General features: G+C 55.9%; 3 protein-coding genes. All 3 read right to left on the bottom strand.

Annotation, left to right across the window (positions count from 1 at the left end; genetic code table 11):
- Positions 1–323: 323 nt before the first annotated feature.
- A complete protein-coding gene (locus AACX88_RS17335) occupies positions 324–1919 on the bottom strand; it encodes a restriction endonuclease FokI C-terminal domain-containing protein (protein WP_339394115.1) in 1596 nt (531 codons plus the stop codon).
- A gap of 32 nt (positions 1920–1951) precedes the next feature.
- Positions 1952–3064, bottom strand: coding sequence for a DNA cytosine methyltransferase (locus AACX88_RS17330; protein ID WP_339394114.1), 1113 nt, complete (start codon positions 3062–3064; stop codon positions 1952–1954).
- 334 nt (positions 3065–3398) lie between these two features.
- On the bottom strand, positions 3399–4283 hold an 885-nt coding region (locus AACX88_RS17325; RefSeq protein WP_339394113.1), incomplete at its 5' end, for a CoA transferase.

Below are 4283 nucleotides of genomic sequence, written 5' to 3'. Positions count from 1 at the left end.
CGTGATCCATGTCGAGGTCCTCAGGATGGGCAGTGTCAGAACTTCCATCCTCGGAGGGCCTCGACCCCTATCCAGGCACCGACGCGCCCAACCCGACTACACTCTCAGCTGCGAAGAGCCCGATATCGATCAATTCCCTGTTTTGGAACGCAGGCTGATTCAACCACACAGGTTCTTTATCGCAATCAATCAGCTCAGATGGGAGCATCGTCTTCCGCCGGGCACGAAATATTGCGGTTTCCAGGTGTGAAAGAAGGACTTTTGTTTCGTCCAGTCTGCACTCGCCAAACTGATTCGCCGATGGCCCTTTGCAACTTCGCCTACTAGCCGAGGGACACGTCGCGATCTGTGCTCAGAACTTTCTTCAGGTCTTCCATCGTCAATTCGCTGTTCAGCGCAAACAGATCCGCCATGCGTTCAGAATCAATCTTGCCCTTTTGAGCAAACCGAATCATTTCAGTCCAGGCCAACATTCCGATCACAGCACCTGGACTGTCAACGAGGTCGGCCAGCTGCCGAACTCGGTGTCTTGCACCTTTCGAAACGGAAGCAGCAATGAATACCCAGAACCTCAGCGGAGCGCCCGGCGCTGCGCGGTAAGTTTCCACATACTCACGCATAGCTCGTTCGTGAGAAGAGGGAAGCGAGTAATCACCACTGTAGGCCTTTGTATCGACGATTCCTCGCCACTCTCCAGGCTTAGTGACTACGACATCTGGCTCACGCCCGGTTTGTCCGACGCACTCCGCATCCAGTTTGAAAACACGCCGAAAGAGTTCGGCAGTAGCCTGTTCGAACTTCCGAGGCGCATCTTTGGCCGTAGAGTGGGGCAACGACTGGTAGCTGTATAGGAAGTTATCCAGTGTCCGGTCTGTCCCAAGCACCTTCGCCGCAACCTTTGCAACCTCAGCGTGGTCAAAACCGGTCTCTTCGACAAGCCGCGCGACAATGTCTGAAGTCGCGCCGTCTACCAGCAGTTCTTGCTCTGACATTCTCGTCAACTTCGTGGTTACCTGGCGGCGCACAAACTCCATGCGCGAAATGCTCGGAGCACCACTCAGATTTCTGGTGTCCTTTGTCTTTCCCGGAGGGAGTCCATATGCACGCTGGAACTTGTCCTCATCTTCGGGATTGGAAATCAGTTTGGTGCGGCCATATTCCTCGATCAGATTGGCTGCTTCAACTCTGCCCTTCGAAGACAGTTCAACCTGGCCCGGCAAACGGTCTATCGTGCCAGTAATTTCGAGCCAATTGAAGACAGTATTTGCGATGTAGCCGAGCCGCTTTACGAGCTTATTGAAGGTATCTCCACGTTTACCGAATCTCTCGACGAACTCGAGTTCGTTGATTCCTACTGAACGATATTTCTTTATCTCCGCGGCTACTCGTTCAGCATCAGCTCCGCTGTCACCGGTACCAGTCAAGATCACCACTTTGGCGACTTCGTCCTGCGCTAGGTAGCCGCCTAGCTCAGGGTGAAGAAGCAGGCGGAGCAAAAGCACAAAAGGGCGGAGTTTGAAAGATCGCGAGATATCAACACCGCGCGACGTCGAATACACAGACGGGTACTGGAATTTCATCACCTGATGTTTCAGAATCGCGGACGGGTTCTCTCCCTCCGCCAGGGCAGTCCCAGCTAGAGTCAGCTCAAGTCGTCCGGTTTCGGAAGAATTGAACGCCAAGCCAAGACTGCGCACCAGAACCGCATGCGTCCGTCCGCCTGAACCCGTTCCGTCCCTTCGCGCACCCGGACGTTTGATTCCTTCTCGCTCGAGGATCTCTTCGAAAGCGATGTGACTCTCACGGTTTCCACCCCACTCCGACTCACCGGCTGCTTCATTGAGCGCGGCAACGGTGAGAGGCAAACGGTAGAGCTTCCGTTGCGGCCTCGAAAGCATCCAATAGTCTCTAGTCACCATGCTCGAAGCCTATCGCGGACTGATGTTTCTGCTCAGCTCGGAATGTACTTTGTCAATGAGGGCTCAATATTGGGGTAGTCGATTCCAGCGAAACTATTGAGAATTGCGTCGAAGATCACCTTCGCACCCTTGGGTGGTACGGCCATGCCGATCTGCTTGCGCACCGACTCCTTGGTTCCTTTGAAGACGAAGGAATCGGGGAATGTTTGGAGGCGCGCACGCTCACGATTTGTGAGAGCTCGAGGCTCTGACCAATGGTAGATATGAGTGCCGCCGCCGCCTGATCCCGTAACAGTGTAAGAAGGCTTATCCGAGCTCAGTCGACGATAGATCGATGAAAGTTTTGTCCGAGTGTTGATCTGAAGATGTTCGGGCATATCAGCAACCCATGCATTGCCCCCGGCGGGGATGTGGTTGAGCCGTTCGATCACTCTCTGTGACTGTCGGGTAGGTTCCTGATTAGCCGCCCACTCCGGGATATCAGCTAGTGCTGTACCAGCTGATACATCTGATTCAGCGTATGCCTCCGGACTGGGCACCTTGTATTCAACATCGATGTCTTTGCGGATTCCGACAACGATCATGCGGTGCCGAGCCTGGGGAACCCCGTACTTTTCAAACTTGTAGTAGTGCGGGTAGATTCGATAACCAGCATCGACCATGTCTCCGAAGATCTTGCGGAGCGTAGCTCCGCCATCAGCCCGAATTCCTCCTACATTCTCAGCCAAGAACCAGTCCGGCTGGAATCGTTCGAGTGCTTTGATTCCGTAGGTGTAAAGTGGGCCGAATTCTCCTTCAAACCCTTTTCGCTCTCCTACGAGACTGAAATCGTTGCAGGGAAAGCCGAACGAAAGGCCATCGATATCCCCGAGCTTCGCCAACTCTTCGTAGTCCAACTTGCGAATATCCGCGTGCACCACCGAACTCGCCGCTTCGTCTCCGACTAAGTTCGATGCATACGTTCGGCAGGTGTCCTCGTCATAATCAGTAGCCCATTGATGAACGATCTTGCCGTGCTCATTCGAGGCCAGATGCGCGCCTACTCCAAGGCCTCCAGGACCTGAAAACAGCTCGCCCATCCGGAACGTCTTCACTGAAGCGTCGTGCGGATGCGTCGCCCTGCTATCTTCCATCTGCATCGTCATCTCGAACGCCTTTCTCCCTGCCTTAGATCGTGTCGCCGTGCCGCCGTAGATCGGGCTTCGCGAGATACATGTGCACCCCGAACTGCACCTTTCAACACAGGCTCATCTTAGCTGTGTCGTGTCTTGCGCGCAGCTTAGCTTCGTATAACCGTGAGCATATGGGTCGGCACTGACATAGGCAGGCAGGTCTTCCTGGGGGATCCACTCGGCGTTTCTAACAGATAGCCCCGGTCAGAGAATTCTGCGTCGCGGTTCGGTGAAAGACTGTATGCCGCACCCTGGAAACCACTAGGTGGGCAACGTTCACCGCGTTCATTTCCGGTGCCACGTGAGCCTACCGATCGGCCAGGTCCGCCAGAACAAAGTTTGTGTCGCCACCCAGTTGCGGCGCAGGCACAGCATCCGCCACAGGCGTCCCACCGAACTTCAACGGCACACGAGAAGCCAGCACCCGCCCGACTCCCGGCTGATCGATTTCGGTGAGCATCGGATTCTCCGTCGAGCACCGTGGATCTGAATTGACCAGTTCCTCGAACGTTTGGAACCCGCCGACGAGAACCCCTGCTTCAGCCAATGCAGCCTCAGCTTCCGCGGCAGTGTGCTTCGTGAACCACGGCCGCACCACCGCGTCGATGGCTTCCCGCGCCTCGAACCGACCGCCCTCAGTGTTCAGGTCGACATCGAGCAGCGGACCGATCATCTCCAACTTCTCGCTCAACCCTGTCGCGTTGCCCAGACCTCGCCAATGCTTGTTCGAGATCACGACGACCATCACCTGTCGGCCATCCGCGCACTCGAACGACTGACCATACGCCCCGTACAACCCGTTGCCCAAAGCATCACGGGTCTTCCCCGTCGCCTGCACCTCGGCGATGTAGCCAAGATTGCCGACGGTCGCGAGCATGACATCCGACAAAGCCAGCGTAATCTCCTGCCCCTTGCCCGAGGAACGACGATCAAGCTCGGCAGCAATGATCCCGTTGGAAACATAGAGCCCCGCAGCAACATCCCACGCCGGCACAGCATTGTTCACCGGGCGCTCGTCATCGCCAGTGATGATCGGGAAACCACTGGCCGCATTCACCGTGTAATTGGGGTGTGACACTTCTCGTAGACAGTCGTTACCAGGAAGGCACGACAGGGAATCATGTCTACGAATCGCAGGACGTTCACGCCGGAGTTCAAAGCCGACGCGGTCCAGTTGGTGGTGCAGGGGCGC

Source organism: Brevibacterium metallidurans, assembly GCF_037101285.1.
Classification (GTDB): Bacteria; Actinomycetota; Actinomycetes; order Actinomycetales; family Brevibacteriaceae; genus Brevibacterium; species Brevibacterium metallidurans.
Note: the sequence above shows the minus strand (reverse complement) of the source record. Positions and strands in the feature narration are given on the sequence as shown.

Bases quoted from the DNA above. Each gene is read 5' to 3' on its own strand.
- AACX88_RS17335 (WP_339394115.1), bottom strand. From the start codon at position 1,919: ATGGTGACTAGAGACTATTGGATGCTTTCGAGGCCGCAACGGAAGCTC.
- AACX88_RS17330 (WP_339394114.1), bottom strand. From the start codon at position 3,064: ATGACGATGCAGATGGAAGATAGCAGGGCGACGCATCCGCACGACGCT.